Annotated in this window: 13 protein-coding genes; 11 read left to right on the top strand and 2 right to left on the bottom strand. The window is 48.0% G+C overall.

Annotation, left to right across the window (positions count from 1 at the left end; translation table 11 throughout):
- Positions 1-4: 4 nt before the first annotated feature.
- From M1B78_RS07360 to rfbB, 3 genes are all read left to right on the top strand, one after another.
- Positions 5-499, top strand: coding sequence for a metallophosphoesterase family protein (locus M1B78_RS07360; RefSeq protein ID WP_136010280.1), 495 nt, complete (start codon positions 5-7; stop codon positions 497-499).
- 408 nt (positions 500-907) lie between these two features.
- The gene (gene rfbA / locus M1B78_RS07355; RefSeq protein ID WP_257931062.1) at positions 908-1780 is read left to right on the top strand and encodes a glucose-1-phosphate thymidylyltransferase RfbA; all 873 of its coding nucleotides are present in this window, start codon (positions 908-910) and stop codon (positions 1778-1780) included.
- Positions 1781-1877: 97 nt separating this feature from the next.
- A complete protein-coding gene (rfbB, locus tag M1B78_RS07350; RefSeq protein ID WP_257940299.1) occupies positions 1878-3026 on the top strand; it encodes a dTDP-glucose 4,6-dehydratase in 1149 nt (382 codons plus the stop codon).
- A 31-nt stretch (positions 3027-3057) separates the two neighbouring features.
- On the opposite strand, the gene menA is transcribed toward rfbB, so the two are convergent.
- Positions 3058-3969 (bottom strand): 1,4-dihydroxy-2-naphthoate octaprenyltransferase, encoded by a 912-nt coding sequence (gene menA, locus M1B78_RS07345; RefSeq protein WP_257940298.1) that lies wholly within the window; start codon positions 3967-3969, stop codon positions 3058-3060.
- A 70-nt stretch (positions 3970-4039) separates the two neighbouring features.
- Between menA and M1B78_RS07340 the strand changes: the two genes are divergently transcribed.
- A complete protein-coding gene (locus tag M1B78_RS07340) occupies positions 4040-5107 on the top strand; it encodes a metallophosphoesterase (protein ID WP_257940316.1) in 1068 nt (355 codons plus the stop codon).
- A gap of 5 nt (positions 5108-5112) precedes the next feature.
- Here M1B78_RS07340 and M1B78_RS07335 read toward each other — a convergent pair whose 3' ends face one another.
- Complete coding sequence (locus M1B78_RS07335) at positions 5113-8082, bottom strand: PEP/pyruvate-binding domain-containing protein (RefSeq protein WP_257940297.1); 2970 nt, start codon at positions 8080-8082, stop codon at positions 5113-5115.
- Positions 8083-8207: 125 nt separating this feature from the next.
- On the opposite strand from M1B78_RS07335, the gene M1B78_RS07330 reads away from it, so the two are divergent.
- From M1B78_RS07330 to M1B78_RS07300, 7 genes are all read left to right on the top strand, one after another.
- Positions 8208-12140, top strand: coding sequence for a hybrid sensor histidine kinase/response regulator transcription factor (locus M1B78_RS07330; RefSeq protein WP_257940296.1), 3933 nt, complete (start codon positions 8208-8210; stop codon positions 12138-12140).
- A gap of 130 nt (positions 12141-12270) precedes the next feature.
- Positions 12271-13212, top strand: a complete 942-nt coding sequence (locus M1B78_RS07325; protein WP_136010287.1) for an ROK family protein — start codon at positions 12271-12273, stop codon at positions 13210-13212.
- A 22-nt stretch (positions 13213-13234) separates the two neighbouring features.
- Positions 13235-13966: a 6-phosphogluconolactonase gene (locus M1B78_RS07320; protein WP_257940295.1), complete on the top strand. Its 732-nt coding sequence runs from the start codon at positions 13235-13237 to the stop codon at positions 13964-13966.
- A 54-nt stretch (positions 13967-14020) separates the two neighbouring features.
- Positions 14021-15280 carry an MFS transporter gene (locus M1B78_RS07315; RefSeq protein WP_257940294.1) on the top strand — a complete coding sequence of 420 codons (1260 nt, stop codon included), beginning with the start codon at positions 14021-14023 and terminating at the stop codon, positions 15278-15280.
- Positions 15281-15518: 238 nt separating this feature from the next.
- On the top strand, positions 15519-17252 hold the full coding sequence (locus tag M1B78_RS07310; RefSeq protein ID WP_257940293.1) for a glycosyl hydrolase family 18 protein: 1734 nt from the start codon (positions 15519-15521) through the stop codon (positions 17250-17252).
- A gap of 486 nt (positions 17253-17738) precedes the next feature.
- Positions 17739-20054, top strand: a complete 2316-nt coding sequence (locus tag M1B78_RS07305; protein WP_257940292.1) for a glycoside hydrolase family 3 C-terminal domain-containing protein — start codon at positions 17739-17741, stop codon at positions 20052-20054.
- Between the two features lie 40 nt (positions 20055-20094).
- Positions 20095-21174, top strand: a complete 1080-nt coding sequence (locus tag M1B78_RS07300; protein WP_257940291.1) for a glycoside hydrolase family 18 protein — start codon at positions 20095-20097, stop codon at positions 21172-21174.
- Positions 21175-21436 lie beyond the last annotated feature (262 nt).

The raw sequence follows: 21436 nt of genomic DNA, 5'->3' as shown, positions 1-21436 counted from the left end.
AAAAATGACAAAAGTTGGTTTGTTATCAGATACGCATGGTTACTGGGATGAAAAGTACCTGCAATATTTCGAGTCTTGTGACGAAATCTGGCACGTCGGTGACATCGGTTCGCTGGAAGTGGCACAGAAGCTGGCGGCTTTCCGTCCCTTCCGTGCCGTGTATGGCAATATTGACGGGCAGGAGATACGGCAGCTCTATCCGCAGATTCTCCGTTTCACGGTAGATGGGGCAGAAGTGCTGATGAAACATATCGGCGGTTATCCCGGCAACTACGACCCTTCCATCAAAGGCAGCATTCTGGTGCGTCCACCCAAGTTGTTCATCAGCGGGCACTCACATATACTGAAGGTGAAGTATGACAAGACGTTGGACGTGCTGCACATCAATCCGGGTGCTGCGGGCATTCAAGGTTTCCATAAGGTACGTACGATGGTACGCTTTGCGGTTGATGGGGGAACGTTCAAGGATTTGGAGGTGATAGAACTTGCTGACCGATGACGTAGCTTGTTTATTATCAGCAGACTGTATTTACGGATTGTTTACTCTACAGTGTAAAAGCCGTTACATTCTAATGTAAGTCTCGTTACACTGTAGGGTAAATCTCGTTACACTATTGGGAAAATGCCGTTACGTGCTAAGGTAAAGACCGTTTCATCAAGGGGTGATGGCTGTTGCGCACTGAGGTAATGTCCGTTGTCTGCTGGGGTGAATGGCGTATCTTTTTGAAATAAGCAAAACAATGTACCGGAGTAAGCAAAGCAAAGAAGCAAAAAGATGAAACCAAGCCTTCACTTAATCGAATTTTTCCATTATCTTTGTGCCCGAATAGCAAGTAGAGCCGTGGGGCATCGTCCTCCTTCTTATTTTATTCTCCATTTTGAAGTATCACCGAAAAAGAACTGAAATATGAAAGGAATTATTCTTGCAGGTGGCAGTGCCACTCGTCTCTATCCGTTGTCCAAGGCTATCTCCAAGCAGATAATGCCTGTCTATGACAAACCGATGATATACTATCCGCTCTCTACATTGATGTTGGCGGGAATTCGCGAAGTGCTTATCATCTCTACTCCACGTGACTTGTCCATGTTCCGCGAGCTGCTGGGAACCGGCGAAGAACTCGGCATGTCCTTTTCCTATAAGATACAAGAGAATCCCAATGGACTGGCACAAGCCTTTGTGCTGGGTGCAGAGTTCTTGGACGGCGGACCGGGATGCCTCATCTTGGGCGACAATATGTTCTACGGTCAAGGCTTCTCGGCCATGCTGAAGCGTGCCGCTTCCATCGACAAAGGGGCCTGCATCTTCGGTTATTACGTCAAGGACCCCCGTGCCTACGGCGTTGTGGAGTTTGATGCCAACGGCAAAGCCGTTTCGCTGGAAGAGAAACCCGCAGAACCTAAAAGTAACTACGCCGTCCCCGGTCTTTACTTCTACGATTCCACCGTGACAGAGAAAGCCGCTTCCTTGAAGCCCTCCGCCCGCGGTGAATACGAAATTACCGACCTCAACCGTCTCTATCTGAATGAAGGTACGCTGAAAGTGGAACTCTTCGGCCGTGGTTTTGCCTGGCTTGATACAGGCAACTGCGACAGCTTGCTGGAAGCCAGCAATTTTGTGGCTACCATCCAGAACCGCCAAGGTTTCCGTGTCAGCTGTATCGAAGAGATTGCTTGGCGCAAGGGCTGGATAGATGTAGACCAGTTGTATCGTCTGGGCGAACAGCTTGGCAAGACCGAGTATGGCAAATATCTGATGGAGTTGGCCGAGTCGAAACGCTGACGGAATAAGGATGTGCCTATATGTTTCTGTCGCCCCTTATTCTGGTACTATTATTTACTTTAGTTATTTCATTAATCATTAATCGCTAATCATTTTCATGAAAACCTATCTCGTAACTGGTGCTGCCGGATTTATCGGTGCCAATTATATTAAATACATCCTGGCAAAACATAATGATATTGAAGTGGTGATACTGGATGCCCTGACATACGCAGGCAATCTGGGTACCATTGCCAACGACATTGACGACGAACGTTGCTTCTTTGTAAAAGGCGACATTTGCGACCGTGTGCTTGCCGATGAACTGTTTGCTAAATATAAATTCGATTACGTGGTGAACTTTGCTGCCGAAAGCCACGTAGACCGTAGCATAGAGAATCCCCAACTTTTCCTGATGACCAACATTCTGGGTACACAGAACCTGCTTGACGCCGCCCGCCGTGCCTGGGTCACGGGTAAGGACGATTCCGGTTATCCTACTTGGCGCAAAGGCGTCCGTTACCATCAGGTATCTACCGACGAAGTTTACGGTTCGCTTGGTGCCGAAGGTTACTTCACGGAGCAAACTCCGCTTTGTCCGCACAGCCCCTACAGCGCCAGCAAGACGAGTGCCGATATGGTAGTGATGGCCTATCACGACACCTATAAGATGCCCGTTACCATTACCCGTTGCTCTAATAACTATGGTCCTTACCACTTCCCGGAAAAATTGATTCCGCTCATCATCAAGAATATCCTCGAAGGCAAGAACCTCCCTGTTTATGGCGACGGCAGTAACGTGCGTGACTGGCTCTACGTAGAAGACCACTGTAAAGCCATCGACCTCGTTGTCCGCGAGGGTGTGGAAGGCGAGGTGTACAACGTAGGCGGTCACAACGAAAAGACTAATCTTGAAATTGTAAAGCTCACCATTGCCACTGTCCGCCGCTTGATGGAAGAGACTCCCCGTTACCGCGAAGTATTGAAGAAGCAAGTAAAAGCAGCCGACGGTACGATTGATACCAGCTGGATAAACGAAGGCCTTATCACCTTCGTCAAAGACCGTTTGGGCCACGACCAACGTTATGCCATAGACCCCACAAAGATTACCAATGCCCTGGGCTGGTATCCGGAGACGAAGTTCGAGGTCGGTATCGTGAAAACTATCGAATGGTATCTGAACAACCAGCCGTGGGTGGAAGAAGTGACCAGCGGTGATTATCAGAAATATTACGAACAGATGTACAGCGGAAGGGGTAGAGATTAAGGATTAGGGAAAAATGATGCGTTGCTAATCTTTAATTCAGCGCCACCGCTAACAGTAATCCTAAGAACAGCATATTGCGCGACGTCTCGCCCAGTATGCTGTTCAGCTTTTTACCGCTACCTATCTGTATCATTTTGCGCCACGTCAGTGCGTGCATATAGAGATAGACGCAGGGAGCCCAGATAAATTCCAGTGGAGTCAGCTTGCCCGTGTAGACAAACCAGAAGCAGAGCAGCACGGCGGCGATGCCCAGTGCCAGATACATATTCTCACCGAACTTCTTGCCGTAGCGTACCACCAGCGTACACTTGCCGCTCACGGCATCCTGCTCGCGGTCGCGATAGTTGTTTACCATCAGCAAGGTGTCTATGGCGAGGCCACTGACGAGCGACAGCACCAGCACATCCATGTTCAGCGTATAGGCCTGCACGTAGTAGGTGCCGCATACGGGCACGAAGCCGAAGAACACCAGTACCAGCACGTCGCCCCATCCCCGATAGGAGAGCAGCGTGGTATAGAGGAAAGCAAACAGTATGCACACCACGCCCAGCACCACCAGTTCCCAGCCTCCGTGGGGCAGCTGCCCCCAGACGGTGGACAGCACTGCCAGCCCTGCCAGACAAGACAGTGTCAGTGCGATGACGATACCGATTTTCATGGTCGCCGGTGTAATCCAACCTTCGGCGCAGGCGCGCTGCGGCCCCAGCCGGTCTTCCCGACGGTCAGTCCCTTTCTGGAAGTCGAAGAGGTCGTTGATAAAGTTGGCGGCAATCTGCATGCCGCAGGCAAAGAGGGCGCACAGCAGGGCGGGTGCGGTCTTAAACTGTCCGTCGCTGAAGGCAAGGGCGCTGCCCAGCAATACCGGGATGATGGCTCCCGTCAGCGTTTTGGGGCGGGCGGCGAGAAACCATGCGTAGGGTGAATTCTGTTTAATCTCGTTCATAGTAGTTCCAATTTAGTTCGGCATCTGCCAGCAAAAATACTGAAAATCCCTATATTTGCATCCACTTATGATGAAGAAGTTAGTCTACATATCCATTCTTTCTCTGCTGCTCTTGTCTTCCTGCCGTTCCAAGCGGATGATTACCGTATCGTTGCCACGGCCAGCCGTGTATGCAGACAGCACACTGCTTGGCGATACTATCGGGTTGCCTGCCCGCCTTTCGCCGATGTTCACCTTTGACCAGTCTGATTTGCGTAATGTCTGCCGCCAGCCGACGAAGGGCAAGGCAAAGAAACAGCAGATAAAGAAAACGTCACCAGCACAAAAGGCAATTGTGCAGCGAGGCACAAGAATCACATCGACAACTATCCACGTAGGTTCGGCCTATAAGGGCGTCAGCCGCATTAAGACGTACGACTTCACGCATCGGGACGTGCCTGCCGCCTTCGAGGGCTTCCGCATCGCTTTTGTCTCCGACCTGCACTACAAAAGCCTGCTGAAGGAGGAGGGATTGAAGGACCTGGTCCGCCTGCTCATAGACCAGAAGGCCGACGTGCTGCTGATTGGCGGCGACTTTCACGAAGGCTGCCGGTACGTGCCACCCGTCATGGCTGCCCTGGCGCAAGTAAAGACGCCGTTGGGAACCTATGCCGTGCTTGGCAACAATGACTACGAGGCTTGCTATGACGACATCGTGCGCGAGATGAGGCATTATGGCATGCATTTGCTGGAACACAAGGTGGACACCCTGCGGCGTGGCGGTGAGCGGATTCTTGTGGCGGGCGTGCGCAATCCTTTCGACTTGGGCAAGAACGGCACATCGCCCACACTCGGCCTGGCGCCCGACGATTTCGTAATCCTGCTGACGCATACACCGGACTATGCCGAGGACGTTCCGGTGACAAACTCAGACCTCATCCTGGCCGGACATACACATGGAGGACAAGTGACATTGTTCGGACTCTACGCGCCGATAGTTCCCTCGCACTACGGGCAGCGGTTCCTCTCCGGGTTGAAGTACAACTCAAAGCACATCCCGATGATTATCACCAACGGTATCGGCACTTCGCAGAAGGCCATCCGCATGTTTGCTCCTGCAGAGGTGGTGATGATTGTATTGCACCGACTGACGGATTGATTTATTTATTCTTCAGGCATCAGCACCACTCCCAGTTTCTTCTTGCCATCCATCTTTACTACCATCGGCTGGCAGAAATGTACATGCCGCAGGTATTTCGTCTCGTGTACGGCAGGCTGTGCATTCAGGAATTCCTGATTGTATATGCCGTCGTTCATAAAGGCGTTGATGGTAAAGTATCCCACTCCGAAGGAGGTCAGGTTCTGGAAGAAGTGGGTTCCCTGGCTGGGGTCTACCCGGTAGTTGGTCAGTCCGGCTTCCACTATCACGCGGGCAGCGCTGATATGTGGCCACTTCACGGGAATACCGAGCCACGTGTCACTGCTGCCCCAACGTCCGGGACCTACGAGGACATAATTGCGGCTTTCGTCCAGGAACTGCTGGTTCAGTTTCTCTATTTCCCAGGCAATCTCCTGGTTGTGGGAGGCGCTATAGTCGTCTGTCTTCACGTAGATGATGTCATGTATCTCGTTCATGATGCCATGTCCCAATGAGTTGTTGGAACGGAGCAGCACCCGGTTGTCGGGAATGGCGGTAAGATCTTCATCCAGCATCTCCTTGGTGTCGACTATCGGGCGAATCTGCAGCAGGTAGAAGGTACCGGTCTTGTCCTTCTCGCGGCTCATGGTGGCGGCAAACTCTATCTCTACTGGACGGCGCATCTCCTGCTCTCCGTGTTTCAAAGCCAGTTGCAGGATGCGTGGCAGGGGGAATACGTCGTGTTGCAGGATATTGGCAAAAGTGATGACCTTGCGGCCGCCGGGATAAAGGCCATCGCGGATAATCTGGTCGTAGGGGTCGTAGGTGGAGGCAATGTAGTTCAGCGCTCCATCTTTTTCCGCTTCCTTGACGTGCAGTTTCAGCAGGTTGAAGCCGTCGTCGATGGAGAAGTTGTGACCGGCATTGCGCAGGTCGAGGGCGTAGAAGCGGGTTTGGGTCTCTTTGAGGGCAATTTCCATTTCGCTGGTTTGCAGCACCTTGCTGGGGTGATAGGGCGAGAAGCGAAGCGTCATGCCGCCATCCACAATATATTTGCCTAAGCCGAGTGCCAAATTGACGATACCTTCTTCTGCCTTCTCGTCACCGATGGGGTAGTAGTTGAGCGAACGTGCCACGCCGGACATGCTGGGGTAGTAGCGGTCGCCATACTGGTTGCCTACCACCTCTTGCAGGATAACAGCCATCTTTTCCTGGTCGATGACATTGCTTGTTGCCTGCATGTATGCCTTCGAGTCGCGGAAGTAGACCGAAGCATATACTCCTTTGATGGCATCGCTCAGCATGCGCAGCATCTCGTACTTGTCGTCCAGATAGGGAATCATATAGGTATTGTAGATACCGGCGAAGGGTTGGTAGTGCGAGTCTTCCAGCAGCGAAGACGAACGGACGGCGATGGGAGATTTCACTACATCGAAGAAGGTGAAGAAATCTTCCACCAGGCGGTCGGGTAGCTTGGCTTTGAGGAAGTAACGCAGGATGACGTCGTCATTGACATCTGACAAGGCTATCTGATACAGGTTGTTGGTATCCATAAACTCGTCGAACACATCAGTACAGAGCACAATGGTCTTGGGGATGGCGACACGGGCATTCTCAAACTCTTCGAACTCGGGGTGGTGTTTCACCAGATTGTCGATAAAAGCAAGTCCGCGTCCCTTGCCGCCCAGCGAACCGTCACCGATGCGGGCAAAGTTGGAATAGCGGTCGAAGCGGTCGCGTTTGAAGACTGCCACCACTCCCTGGTTTTTCATCTTGCGGTATTTTACGATAGCCTCGAAGATGATTCTGCGGTGGGCGTCCACGTCTTGCAGGCTATTCCAGGTGATGGGCCGCAGGAACTCTGCCACGGGGAACATGGCACGCGAGTAGAGCCAGCGGCTAATGTGGTTGCGGCTGATGTGGTAAAGGAACGATTCTGCCGGAACGGCAAAAAGAATGTTTTGAAGCTCTTTGAGATTTTTTACGCGGGCAATCTCTTCCAACGTGTCCGGGTTGCGGAAAATAAAGTCCCCGAAACCGAAATTGTCCGATACGATACGACGCAGGTCGACGTCCATCTTTTTGGAATTCTTGTCGATGAAGGCTGCATCGTATTTGGCTGCATATGCCACGTTGTCCGATTCACTGGACTGTATGATAAGGGGTACAAATGGGTCTTCCTTGCGGATGGCGGCGCAGAGCTTGATACCGGCCAGTCCGTCCTTTTCGCCCCGTTCCATGCGGGGGAAGCGTACGTCAGTGATGACACCTAATATATTGTTCTTGTATTTCTCGTAAATGCCGAAGGCTTCTTCATACGTACGTGCCAGGACTATCTTTGGGCGTCCCCTCATGCGCAGCGTGCGCTGGTGAGCATTCAGTGCTTCGGTAGAGAATTCCTGGCTCTGCTTCAATACGAATTTATACAGATTGGGCAGGATGGAGGAGTAGAAGCGGATACCGTCTTCCACCAATAGGATGAGCTGCACGCCCACTTCGTTGACGTCGTGCTCCAGGTTCATCTTGTCCTCTATCAACTTGATGATGGAAACCAGCAAGTCAGTGTTTCCCAGCCAGCAGAATACATACTCAAAAGGGCTGAGGTCTTCATTGGCAATGCGCTTGGTGATGCCGTGGCTGAAAGGGGTAAGTATCACCATCGGAATTTGCTCATAAAGGCTTTTGATGTATCGCGCCACATCGAAGCTGTCATTGTCTCCCGTACCCGGCATGCAGATGATGAGGTCGAAAGAGATGGAGGCCAGTTGTGTCAGTGCTTCTTCGCAAGTGGAAACCTGTGTGAAACGGGGAGGGTAGCGCAAGGAGAGCGAAGTGTATTCATTGAATATCTTTTCGTCGATGCGGCCATCGTCTTCCAGCATGAAGGCGTCATAAGGATTGGCTATCAGAAGGACGTTGAAAATGCGCCGTGTCATGAGGTTGGCAAACTGTGTGTCCTTGAAATAGAGCTGGTTTAATTTGAACTTACTGAGCATGGCTTCTCATGATTTATTGGTTTCGGAAGGCAAAAGTAATAGAAATCGAACCTATTCGGATAGTTTTTCGACCGTTTTTTTTATGTTTATGCGTAATATTGCATCCGAAAAACAATATATAATCTATGTTTGCTCCATATCCGTTTCTATATAAATTCGCCACATGCATATTTCTGCTGTTATGGATGTCCGTTTTTTGGTCTGTCAATTTGTTTGCCGGTTCATTTCGCACTTTGGGTATCAAGGAGGGATTGAGCAGCCGGCAAGTATTCCAGATAGACAAGGATTCATCCGGATTTGTCTGGGTGTATACTCATGTCGGGATAGACCGTTATGACGGGAATGAAATCAAGCATTACAAGCTGGACGGAATGGTTGATTCAAGGGACAATATCCAGTCTTCCACTACCATGATTTGTGATAAGGAAGGTGTTGTCTGGGTTGCATTAAAGAATGGACGAATTTATGCATACAACAAACTGACGGACTCTTTTCAATTGCGCGTGGACTTGGCCGATTACCTGCCTTCTCCGGTGTTGTATGATATTCTGTTTGATGACGAAAAACGTTTGTGGTTGTGTATGTCGAAGGGGCTTTATTCTTGGGAAGAAAGTGCAGGGCTGTCTTTTGCCGGATTGAAAGGGCAATCTGTCCGTTGCATGGCTCAAATGAAAGATGGATTGTTCTTTGCAGGCACAGACAAGGGGGTCTTCCGGCTGACGAAGGTAGGAACGGCAGGTTCTTCGTCTTTTGAGACGAGGCCGGTTGACCTGTATACAGAGATACATGTGGAATCGCTCTACGTCTTTGGAGCAAAGCTGTTCATCGGTACCTTTTCAAACGGTGTATTTGTACTTGACGGTCCCGACGGGAGGATACACTCGTTGAATGACCGGATTCCTCATGTACCTATCCGTTCGTTTGCAAAGACAAAGGATAATTTGCTGTTGGTGGGAGCCGACGGTGCGGGCGTTTTCTGCATGGATGTTGCGACGGGAGAACTTTTGAACCATTACATGAATAATGGGGATGATGACAAAAGTTTGAGTGGTAATACTGTATCCGATATTTGCGTGGATGAATCCGGAGTTGTGTGGATTGGCACTTCTACGAATGGTATCAGCTATCTGGATTCGGAGATGCCGGATGTCTGTAGAATCAGGCATGAACGCAATAATGGTAATTCCTTGAAGTCAGACCACGTAAATGTGATATTTCAGGACTCGGAGGGGGATTATTGGTATGGTACAAACAACGGCGTCAGCCTCTATCAATCCCGGTCACGTAAATGGACCCACTATCTGGACGATATGGAACATAGTGGCAAAGTGGTATTGGCACTTGCCGAAGACTCCGAAGGAAATATCTGGGTAGGAGGCTATGGTATCGGTGTCTATTGTATTCATAAACAGACTGGACGGGTACGGAAGAAAGAGAAAAGAGATGTACATCCGGAGAAGGGGATAGCCACCGACTATGTTTATGCCATTTATGCGGAAGGGGATTATGTTTGGTTCGGGGGTATTGAAGGAGAGTTTACCCGTTACGATATACGGACGGATACTTATACATATTACCCGATTGATTGCATAGGTGACGTAAAGCCGGGTAGGGGGGGCTCATTACTGATTGCTGGTTGCAGTGGGTTGGCCGTCTTTGATAAGATGTCGGGAGACACGCAGTGGCATCAGACGTTTGGAGACATCTCTCTGCATTATCCTGTCCGTTGCCTGATGCAGTCCTCATCCGGCGATATCTGGCTGGCTACAGACGGGGAAGGTCTTATACGTGTTAGACCGGATGGGAAGGAGGCGCATGCATATACCGTAGATGACAATCTGGTTTCCAATTCCATCAATAGTCTGCTGGAGGATAACGAAGGGCGTATCTGGTTCAGTACGGAGAAGGAATTGTATTGCTTGGATTGTTCCCGGGATATTATCATCAGTGCCAATGATTTTTTGGATGTCAGCTGGGGATATTACAACCCGAATGCTGCCCTTAAGTTGAAGAATGGATGTCTTGCTTTCGGTACTGCAGAAGGGGTTCTTTCCTTTCTCCCGTCTTTGGACTTAGGGCCCCATGTGTCTGTTGAGCTGATTCTGACAGACTTTAAACTGCTTTACGAATCGGTCAAAGCGGGAATGAAAGGCTCTCTTTTGCAAACGAATATCAATGATACCCGGAAAATAGATTTGAAGTATAATCAAAACTCCTTCTCAATTTCCTTCTCTGCCATCAACTTTGCAGTCCCGCATCGTATCAGATATGAGTATAGGCTCGAAAATCACAATGAAGAGTGGGAACACTCCAATTCAGTGCGGAACGTGAGCTATATGAATCTCTCGTCCGGTAAGTATGTATTCCGCTTGCGGGCATTTGATAAGTACACCGGGCAGCAGGTGGGAGAAAGAAGTCTGGACATTGTCATTCATAACCCTTACTGGGTTTCGTGGTGGGCGCTGCTCATCTATTTCATCTTGTTGTCTGTCTTTGTCTACATGTTTGTGCAGTATAGAAGGCATAAGGTGAACGAGGGGCGTATAAGGGACAAGATACGTTCCTTTATCAGTATAGCCCATGATATCCGTACACCGGTTACTTTAATAAAGGCTCCGCTGAGCGAGCTCGAAGCGCAGGAGGGACTTCCGGAGCAGGGTAAGAAAACCGTTGCGGTGGCAATGAAGAATGCGGAAAAACTGATGGGAATGATTACTCAACTGCTTGAGTTGCAGAAAACGGAACTGCATGCCGAGGAGTGTCTGAAGGTTTCTCCATACGACATTAAGGCTTATCTGGAGGAAAAAATGGCGGAGTTTCACTTAGCCGCCATGCAGAAGAGCGTCGGGATAGAGTTGGAGGTGGAGCCGGATATGCCCAAGGTTTGGATTGACCGGGAGAAGATGGATCATATCATAGACAATCTGCTCTCCAATGCCTTGAAGTATACAGAGAAGGGAGTCATTCACATACTGGTGAAGACTGCAAGAAAGAAGTGGACTATTGAAGTGAAGGATACGGGTATCGGCATTCCAAAAGAGGAGCAGGGCAATATTTTCCACGAATATTATAGAGCCCAGAATGCCATGAACTTTGAGGAAACCGGTTCGGGTATTGGTCTGATGATTACGCGCCGCATTGTGAAACAGCATCACGGCACCATCTCTTTCAGTAGCGTGGAGGGACAGGGAACTACGTTTACGGTAACTTTCCCGCAGAGGATAAAGGCGAGCGTGGCGGTGGAAGCGAAGGCAGACGGCCAGGAAGAACCTCAGGCCGCTACCGGGGCTGTGCATGAAGAAACGGAACGTGCCGGGAAGAATGTCCTTCTTCTGGCAGAGGACGATGCGGATATGAGGGAGTATCTGGTGGACAGCTTGTCTTCCGAATATAAGGTAGTTGCCGTGCCCGACGGCGGAAAGGCATTGGAGACGGCAAGGGAAATCAATCCTGATATCATTATCTCGGACATTGTGATGCCGGTACTGGAAGGTGATGAATTGTGCCGGATTCTGAAATCATCGGTAGATACAAGCCATATACCTATTATATTACTGACCGCACTGAGTGAGAGGGAAAATATCATCTTCGGACTGGAGGCCGGTGCCAATGACTACATCATCAAGCCTTTCGACTTGTCTGTGCTGAAAGTGCGTATCAGGAATATTCTTCAGAATAGGCAGCATTTGCGCGAAACCGTGTTGGCGATGGATGCGCAGCCCGAAGAGACAGACTATACCAGCCAGTTGGACAAGGAGTTTCTGGACAAGGTTATGAAAGTGATTGAGGAGGAGTTGTCCGATTCGGAGTTCTCCATCAATGACTTCTGCCGGATGCTGGGCATGAGCCGCACTTCTGTCTATAATAAGATAAAGACGCTGACTGGGCAGGGACCGAATGACTTCATCCGCATTGTCCGTTTGAACAAGGCAAAAGAGCTGCTGGTTTCCCGGAAATATTCGATAGGGGAAGTGGCGAATATGGTCGGATTTTCTGACCCGAAATATTTCAGTACATGCTTCAAAAAGCAGTTTGGTACCAGTCCCAGCAAAATTTAGAGCCATGAAGACTGCTTTTGAACCACTGCTGACAAGTATTAAACCTTTTTTGTCAGAGAATAAACCCTTGTCTCCCTGATAGTGCGTAATATTGTGGACAGTAAACAATATTAAAAAACGCATATAAAAAATGGAAACGTATTTAGGTCTTGATTTAGGAGGCACGAAGTTGCTGATTGGCGAAATGGATAGCCGTGGTAACATTTTGAGGTATAAGAAATATGACTCCGGTTACTTTAATCAGCAGGCTGCGCTGGAAATCATCAAGTCGTCGCTCGATGATTATATCCGTACCGTGGGCTGGTATGACCAGAAGCCTGTAGCGATGGGGGTTGGTCTGATAGGGCGTGTAGATTCCAACGAAGGTGTCTGGCTGCAGATTGACCCGAGCAGGACACAGCGGATTGAGTTGGCAAAGGAACTGTCGGATATATATGGCATGCCTTGCCATATAGACAATGATGTGAAGAGCGCTACAAGAGCCGAACGTGTCTGGGGATTCGGACAAATTTCCAAAAACTTTATATACGTAAATGTAGGTACAGGCATTGCTGTGGGTACGGTGATAAATGGGAGGCAAATCCGTGGTAGCCATTTCAATGCCGGCGAAGTGGGACACGTGCGTGTAGGTGTGAACATAGGCATCAAATGCGGGTGTGGGCGGATGGACTGTGTGGAGGCGATTGCTGCCGGCATAGGTTTTGACAATTGTGCCCGTCTGCTCCGCAACCAGTATGAGACCGGCCTGCATATTCCGGCAGAAAAAGGGGAACGGGTGATTGTGAGTGAGGTGTTTGCACTCTGTCAGAAAGGTGACCCTCTCTGTACGGTGCTGGTGGAGAATGCAGCTGAGGCGCTTGCCAATCTTATCATGAATCTGGTACGTGTGATTGACCCGGACACGGTGGTGTTAGGTGGAGGCATTGTGGCCGACGGATATATGCACGAGAAGATTCTGGAAAAACTTCATCCTACGACCATGCGTTTTGTCAGCAACGGGGTTGTCATTACGAAACTGAATCCCGGATTTATCGGGCTTCTGGGAGCCGGAGCGGTGGCGATGAATATGTGATTAAGAATTAACGATTAAGAATATGAAAATAACAATAACAAAGAATGAAAAGGAGTTTGACTGCACGGCTGCATGGCGCATCATCGGCCAGATATTGAATAAACCGGAGAGCGTGATAGGACTTTCTACGGGACGTACTACCGGCAATCTTCATCGGTTGGTGGGAGGAATCTATACTAAATATCCGTTTAAGGTGGATACCGTTACTTTCTTCGGATTGGATGAGGTAACGAATGTGCCGCGCGAGTATGCCGGAGCATGCTACACGATGCTGAAAACGGAACTGATGGATACATTGGGCATCAAGGAAGAGAATTTCTTGATGCTGCCTACCATTTCCGATGATTTTGGACAGTCATGCAGGGATTTCCAGCAAGAAATTGCGAACCGTGGCGGTATTGATTTGCTGATTTTGGGGTTGGGTGAGAACGGACATTTGGGGTTCAACCAGCCGGAATCTCCCTTTGGCGGTGAAGCATGGGTGACCCGGATGAATGTGGAACTGGAAGAACGTATTCGTAGAGAAACGGGCACTCCTCCCGATAAAGAGTTGGGAGGGGCTACTTTGGGAATAAAGAACATTATGCAGGCACGCCGGATTGTACTGGTTGCCAAAGGGACTAATAAAGCGGATATTGTCAAGCGGATGCTTGAAGGGCCTGTGACAACAGATGTTCCTGCTTCCATCCTTCAGCTTCATCCCGACTGTGAGTTTTTGCTCGATGAAGCGGCGGCAAGTATGCTCGGCTGCTAAGCCGCCTTGCAAGGTGGTTGATAACTAATTGTTTGAATGAATAATTAAAATACTATGACACAACAAGAAAAACAGATAAGCTATATGGGGCCATTCATCACGATGGTATTCCTGTTCTTTATTGTAGGTTTCCTTACGACTGCCAATACTCAGTTTCAGGGTCCTTTGAAAGAAACTTTTCTTTCGGAAGTGGGCGGGTTGAAAAATACTTTTGCCACTTTGATTACTTTCTCCTGGTTCCTTGCTTATCCGGTTTGTGGAGGGGTAGGCTCGTCGTGGATTAGCAAATATGGGTATAAAGGGACATTGATGCGTGGATTGCTGGTGATGATTGTGGGGCTTGGTTTGTTCTTTGTCTCTTCCTGTTTCACAGCACACTTTCCGGAAGCGAATTGGCATGCAGTAAATAATGTTATCCCCGGAGGGTTCTTGATTTTCTTACTGGGTTCTTTTATCGTAGGTGCGTCGGCAACTATTTTGCAAGTCGTCATCAATCCTTATCTCACGGCATGCCATGTCAAAGGTACCCAGTCCATTCAGCGTTTGGCAATCGGTGGTTCCGCCAATTCTGTGGGAACTACGCTCGCTCCTTATTTCGTGACAGGTGTCGTGTTCGGCGGTCTGTCTATGGAGGATATTCAGATTGACCAACTGATGGTTCCGTTTCTGGCATTGATGGCGGTTATTTCTCTAATTGTGCTGCTGTTGATGAAATTGTCTTTGCCCGATATCCAGGGAACCAGGGCAGAGAAAGGAGAGAAGCTGGAAAAGAGTGTATGGTCCTTTCGTCATCTGACATTGGGCGTGGTGGCTATCTTCTTTTATGTGGGAGTGGAAGTCTGCATCGGAGCCAACATCAATCTGTATGCCATTGAGATGGATTATGCTTCTCCGGCGTTGATGGCTACGCTCTATTGGGGTGGCATGCTTGTGGGCCGCCTGGTGGGGAGCAGCTTGAGCAGGATTTCTCCCCGCGTGCAGTTGACGGTTACTACGGTATCGGCAGGAGTACTCGCCTTATTGGCCATTTTGCTGAATAATCCGTGGATGCTCACGGCAGTAGGTCTGTTCCATTCCATCATGTGGGGGGCTATCTTTACCTTGTCTGTTGCCCATTTGGGAAAATACACTTCGGTGGCTTCGGGTGTGTTCATGATTGGAGTGGTAGGCGGTGCCATATTGCCCTTGTTGCAGGGAGTGCTTGCCGATGTTCTTGGAGGCTGGAGATGGTCATGGTTCATCGTTCTTTTTGGAGAAGCGTTTATGTTGTATTATGCATTGATAGGTTCACGAGTCCGTCAGATAGCTGATTGATTTTTGTTTGCCAGTAATTACCATAGAAAACCTGTTGGTGGAATTAATCACTGCTCAGACTTCGTTTGAGGGGAGTCTGGAATAGGGGCCGCTCTGTATCTGCTCCGTACTTTTCTGTATAAGGGCACCTTTATATGGAGTAGACACAGTTCTGGTACGGTTCAGTTCCTTTCCGGTACAAGAGAAAAAGAGATTGATTCCGTCAACGGATATAGAAAGTATATTGATAAATAGTAGTATGAAAAATTTAGGATTGATTGTTTGGTCCGTATTGGCAGTTTTAGTGTCGTGCGGCAATCTGAGGGCTGCAGATGAATTGAAAATTGCGCTTGACAGTAAAGTGGTCGTGGCTTATGTTACTTCCTGGAGTCACATTATTCCTGACCCTAAGTACATGACTCACATTAATTATGCCTTTGGGCATGTCGATGAGACCTTTGATGGTGTAGGTATTGCCAATGAAGGGCGCTTGAGACAGATGGTGGAATTGAAAAAGCAGAAGCCGGATTTGAATGTATTGTTATCCATCGGTGGATGGGGCAGCGGACGTTTCAGTGAGATGGCTGCGAATGAGAAACACCGAAAGGCATTTGCTAAAGATTGCCGACGGGTGGTGAAAGAGTATGGGCTGGATGGTATCGACATCGATTGGGAGTATCCTACGAGTAATGCCGCCGGCATTTCTTCTTCTCCTGACGACACGAAGAACTTTACATTACTGATGCGGGATATCCGTAAGGCCATCGGCCCGAAGAAGTTGTTAACTCTTGCTACGGTGGCTTCTGGAGAATATATTGATTTCCAGGCTATTCTTCCTTATATTGACTTCGTGAATATCATGTCATACGATATGGGAAATGCCCCTAAGCACCATTCTGCTCTCTACTCTTCGGACAATAGTGGCCGGATGACGGGTGACAAGGCTGTGAAGGCGCATTTGGCTGCCGGTGTGCCTGCCGACAAGCTGGTGATGGGGATGCCATTCTATGGCCGCGGTGGAAAGGAATATCCCAATTTTCAAGACTTCAATAAGGTGGGATATGCCAAAGGATTCCGTGAATGTTGGGATGAGACGGCCCGGGTACCTTACCTGGTGAATAAGAACGATACACTCGTTTTCGGTTATGAGAATCCGCGTTCGTTGGCCATCAAGTGCCAATATATTCTGAAGCAAAACCTGCTGGGAGGTATGTATTGGGATTATGACGGAGACAACGAGCAGGGTGACTTGCGTCGTACGGTCTATGAAAATCTGATAGAACGCAAACCTTTCCATGACAGGACATATCGGGTATTGGTGCTTACAGAGAGCGCAGGGCAACACAAGCCTTTCTCGGATGCAGCCTTGAAATGGCTGGTAGATGAAAGCAAGGTTCAGAACCTGCAGATTCAAGTGCTGAACACTGCCGACCTTTTGGCACAAAAAAGTGTGTTGGACGGTACGGATCTTGTCATCCAGCTGGACTTCCCGCCTTATACATGGCCCAAGGAGGCAGAGCTGAATTTTGTGGATTACATCAACGAAGGTCGTGGCGGCTGGATAGGCTTCCATCATGCCACGTTGCTTGGAGAGTTTGACGGGTATCCTTTGTGGCAGTGGTTCAGCGATTTTATGGGGGGCATCCGTTTCCGTAACTACATTGCTCCGCTTGCCGACGGCACGGTAGTGGTGGAAGACAAGGAGCACCCCGTGATGAAGAATGTGGATGCCTTGTTCGTCCTCCCTGATGACGAGTGGTACACATACGACAAGAGCCCGCGCCCCAATGTACGTGTATTGGCGAATGTGGACGAATCCACCTATATCCCTGCTACGGATGTGAAGATGGGCGACCATCCGGTGGTATGGGTCAATGAAAAAGTGAAGGCTCGCAATGTCTATTTCCAGATGGGGCACAGCCCGAAGCTGTTCAAGTCGGATGATTTCACCGCAATGTTGCACAATGCCATTTCGTGGACATTGGGTAAATGACGTGTGCCCGAGCTTTCAAATGACAGAGGCTTGCAAAGTATGAACAGGTTGTTTTTTATAAATAGTTTTTCAGGTAACGGATTATCGTTAAGGTAATTGTTTGTAATAGGTATTTGGTATCTCCCGTATCGTGCTTGTTGTTAGGTCACGATGCGGGAGTTTTGTTTTATTTCTTCATCTTCGATTTACGTTTCAAATGCCATCTGCAGTCATTGTACAGTATCTTTGATTCCTTGTTAGAGAGATACTCCATGCCGCTCCTCGGTGCCAAAGGGGGGGGGCCGGTGCTGAGCCCCTTGCTCCTCGGTGTCGAAGAAATGCCCTGTTCAAAAGGCATTTGGAATAGGGAATGGCTATTTATTAGTATGATGATGCTGGTAAGAGACTTTTTTGATAAATAATATACCTTATATGACTAATTGTCAACCTCGCTCCACATGTTGCACTTTACTTTTATAGCGCAAAAAAAACTTTAATATAAAAGCTATGCAAGTGAGAAATTTAATTGTGGGTGCGCTATTATTTTCCTGCACCGGGCATGTAAATGCCCAATCATTGACTTTGCGAGTCGATAATATTGATCAGATTGTAGATTCCATGACTTTGGAAGAAAAAGTAAATCTTCTGGTGGGGCGTAACGATTATCTTTTTGGAGGATATGAGAAGCTGGATAAGGCTCCTCGTGTGATGGATTCCAGTATTTCCGGATTTACTCAGGTAATTCCCCGGTTGGGTATTCCTGCCACCGGACTTGCCGATGGTCCTGCCGGTGCTGTTGTTGTGACGCGTCCAGATAGCAAGAAGAATTATTATGCCACAGGATTTCCCATAGGTTCTCTGCTCGCCTGCTCGTGGAACACAGGGCTGGTAGAAACCATCGGTCAGGCAATAGGTAATGAGATTTTGGAATATGGCGTAGATGTTGTGTTGGCACCGGGGATGAACATACACCGTTCACCGCTTTGTGGTCGTAACTATGAATATTTCTCTGAAGATCCTGTATTGACTGGCAAAATTGCTGCTGCCTATATTCGCGGTGTCCAAAGTAATAGTGTAGGAGCTTGTCCGAAGCATTTTGCCGTCAACAGCCAGGAAACGAATCGTACGGAAGTAAACGAGATTGTTTCCCAACGTGCGCTGCGCGAGATTTACCTGAAAGGTTTTGAAATAGCTGTGAAAGAAAGCCACCCATGGACCATCATGTCCTCCTACAATCGTCTGAACGGTCCTTATACCCAGGAAAATTACGAACTGCTGACCACTGTTTTACGTGACGAATGGGGGTTCGACGGTATCGTAATGAGCGACTGGATTCGGCTTCGCAACACTGCTGCCCAGATACATGCCGGCAATGACCACCTGCAGCCGGGCGAGCAAAAGCAAGTGGATGACCTTCTCGACAAAGTGAAGACCAACCAACTTTCTGTGGCAGACATTGATATTTGTGTAAAACGAATGCTGAACTATATTGTTAAAACCCCTCATTTCAGAGGATATAAATATAGCGATAACCCAAATCTGAAAGCTCACGCTCTCCTTGCTCGCCAATCGGCCGCCGAAGGTATGGTGTTGCTCAAAAACGATAATGGCGCATTGCCATTGAGAAACGTGAAAAAAGTCGCACTCTTCGGTTGTACCTCTTACAACTTCTGGGCAGGTGGCACTGGTTCGGGTAATGTCGTTAAGCCTTATGTCGTGAATATGCAACAAGGCCTTAATAATGCCGAATTTGAAACCACAGGAAATCTGGAAGAGCTATATAATAAATACCTCGACTACCAACGTGCCAAGAACCGTTGCGACCATGGCAAATCTCAAGGTTATTATGGTGAAGAAAAGGATATACTGGAAATGCCTATCAGCAAAGATTGTATCGTTTATCAAGCCAAGGAAGCTGATGTGGCTATCTTTACCATCGGTCGTCAAGCTGGAGAAGGTAATGACCGCACGATTGAAAACGATTTTAATCTGAGTGAAGTTGAACAGAATCTGCTAAGTGATTTCTGCAACGCTTTTCATGCCCTTGACAAGAAGGTGATTGTAGTGCTCAATGTAGGTGGGGTTGTTGAAACTGCTTCATGGAAAAGTCTTCCCGATGCTATTCTGTTGGCATGGCAGCCTGGTCAGGAAGGAGGAAACTCTGTAGTAGATGTATTGCTGGGTAAAGAAAATCCATCAGGAAAGCTGACCATGACTTTTCCTATCACTGTCATGGATCATCCTTCTTCACGTAGCTTTCCACTCAATGGATATAAAGGACAAAGAGGTAGTGCCGGACGTGAAAATATAGACTATACTCTGCACAAAGAAGGTATCAATATCGGTTACCGTTATTTTAATACTGTAAACAGACCAGTTTCTTATCCTTTTGGTTACGGATTGAGCTACACGGAATTTTCTTATGACAATTCTGTTGTAAAAGCTACTGGTGAAGGCTTCAAAGCTAGTATCCGCGTAAAGAATAGTGGTAAAATGGCAGGGCGTGAAAGCGTTCAACTCTATGTCTCCGCTCCTGCCGGTGGACTGGAAAAACCAGCTTGTGAATTGAAAGCTTTTGCTAAAACTAAACTATTGCAACCTGGTGAGAGTGAAATGCTGATATTCAATGTATCCGACTACGATTTGGCTTCTTTTGACGAAAGTATACAAAGTTGGGTAAGTGCCAAAGGAAAATATATTGTAAAATTTGGTGCTTCCATTGAAGATATTCGTGGTATAGGAACTTATTGGTTGTCTAAAGAATTTACTAAAAAAGCTAATAATGTATTGAAACCAACAATGTCTCTTAATGAACCGGAGTAATTGAATAACTCTTTTATATATAGACTAATACTATTTTATTATGAAAAACTTTTCAATGATACTGCTCATGATTGTTTCGATGATATCATGCTCTTCAAAGGGAGATAATCTGAAAGAACTTCCATCTCTTCCGGACGAGCCAGTGATAGAGGAGCCGAATCCCATTCCTGGTTCTACCGACAAAATAGTTGTCGGTTATGTTACATTATGGTCAAACCACAAGGTGAAGCCGGAATATGTTACCCATATCAATTATGCCTTCGGGTATGTGCAGGGAACATTCCGTGGTATCGGAATCTCCAATGAGGAACGTCTGAGGTCGGTTGTTGCCTTGAAGAAGCAAGCCTCCCACTTGAAGGTGCTCTTGTCGATAGGAGGTTGGGGCAGTGGCAACTTCAGTGAGATGGCAGCAGATGCCGACAATCGCCTCGCTTTTGCCGCCGACTGTAAGCGCGTGATTGATGAGTTTAGTCTCGACGGCATTGATATAGACTGGGAATTTCCTACGAGTAACATGGCGGGTATCTTTTCGTCACCTGACGACACTCGCAACTACAACCTGATGATGCGCGACATTCGTCAGGCTATAGGAAGCAACAAGCTTCTGACGCTCGCAACAGTATGCTCTGCCGATTACATCGATTTTGAAGGCGTTATACCCTATATTGACTTTGTCAACATCATGGCGTACGACATGGAGAATCCTCCTAAGCACAATGCACCCCTATATCAGTCTTCAAAATTCCCCGGATGGTTTAACTGCGACATGGCGGTCAAGGCGCACTGTGCCAAGGGAGTGCCCGCATCGATGCTTGTGCTCGGTATGCCTTTTTATGGTCATGGAACCGATATTTACGACCACTCCACAGATTTTAAGAATGTAAAGGTGCCCTCGGGGTACACCAACTGTTGGGACGACGAGGCAAAAGTCCCTTATGTGACCGACAAGAATGGACGTTTTGTCCTCAGCTACGACAACGCTCGCTCAATAGGTTTGAAATGTGATTATATTCTCGAAAACGAACTGCTTGGAGCCATGTTCTGGGACGATGCCTGTGATGACAGTAACCACACGCTTCATAAGCCTATAGCTAATAAACTTTTTGTTAAATCTAACTGACGACTATATAAGCTATATATACCAGTAGATTGCTTTAATATAGGAATGGTGCTTTTTGGTAGAAAAACGGGACTGTCTAACTACTAAGAAGTTAGATGGACTCTCTTTTTTTAGGCAGTATGCTTTCTGGGGGTATGATGTATTTTAAACCTTCTTGATAGTTTTTAAACTTATGCGATGTTATGTCGTATTTTAAACCTCAAATGTTATTTTTTACCCACTATTAGAAAGATTCATTAATACATTTGCGAAAATTCTAACA

The organism is Bacteroides muris (ex Fokt et al. 2023), from assembly GCF_024704895.1.
Lineage (GTDB): Bacteria > Bacteroidota > Bacteroidia > Bacteroidales > Bacteroidaceae > Bacteroides > Bacteroides muris.
This window is presented reverse-complemented; position numbering and strand designations above follow the sequence as displayed.